Raw genomic sequence first — 1,025 nt, 5'->3', positions numbered from 1 at the left:
GTAGTGAGCGTAGCTGCTCCTCGAAGACCTCGGCCGGTGTCTTCCAGCCGAGGATCTTGCGGGGTCGGTTATTGATTGCCAGGGCGACGGCTTCGAGGTCCTCGGCGGACCACCGGGACAGGTCGGTGCCCTTTGGGAAGTACTGACGCAGCAGCCCGTTCGTGTTCTCGTTCGTGGGTCGTTGCCAGGGCGAGTGCGGATCGGCGAAGAACACCTTCGTCCCGGTCTCGAGCGCGAACTGGGCATGCCCGGAGAGTTCCTTTCCGCGGTCCCAGGTCAGTGTCTTGCGGAGCTGCTCAGGTAGCTTCGTCATCGACACCGTCAGGGCAGTGTTCATCGCGACGGCACCGTAACCGCCCAACGCCGGGCCGTTCTTCACGGGCGGCACCTCGCCCCAGCCCCTCATCCTCGGCAGATGCACCAGGAGGGTGGATCGGCTGCTGCGCTCGACGAGCGTGCCGATCGCGGACCGGCCCGTCCCGATGATCAGATCGCCTTCCCAATGCCCTGGGACAGCGCGGTCTGCGGCCTCTGCCGGACGTTCACTGAGGACGACATCCGCGGTGACATGCCCTTGCGGCTTGTTCCGTGACCTCAACCGAGGCTCTCGAAGCGCCCGCCCGGTGCGCAGGCAGGCGACCAGCTCCCGCTTGAGCGCACCACGGCCCTCGATGAACAACGACTGGTAGATCGCCTCGTGGCTGATGCGCATGGACTCATCATGGGGGAAGTCGGCCTTCAACCGGTGCGAGATCTGTTCCGGGCTCCATGCTGTCGCCCACCGCCTGTCTTGCCGGTGCGGCTTGTTCAGCCCTTTCCACGGAGGCGTCTGCGGTCCTGCGACCACCGTCCCGTCAGGCTGGTGAACGTTCCCCGACAACCTCTCCTGCACGTACTCACGCAACCGGTCGTTGGCCAGGAGCTTCGCGCTCTTCGGGCGCTTGGCCGCCTGCTGAGCCTTCCACTGGGCGACCGTCGCGCGGTACTCCTGCTTGCCGCTGCGCGTGGCGGCGTTGCGGCGCAGT

General features: G+C 66.3%; 1 protein-coding gene. It reads right to left on the bottom strand.

Annotated features, from left to right (window positions below; all coding sequences use genetic code 11):
- On the bottom strand, positions 1-1,025 hold a 1,025-nt coding region (locus ACFYW5_RS38030; protein WP_389421707.1), incomplete at both ends, for an IS30 family transposase.

This window comes from Streptomyces sp. NPDC002779, from assembly GCF_042888685.1.
In the GTDB taxonomy this organism is placed as follows: domain Bacteria; phylum Actinomycetota; class Actinomycetes; order Streptomycetales; family Streptomycetaceae; genus Streptomyces.
Note: the sequence above shows the minus strand (reverse complement) of the source record. Positions and strands in the feature narration are given on the sequence as shown.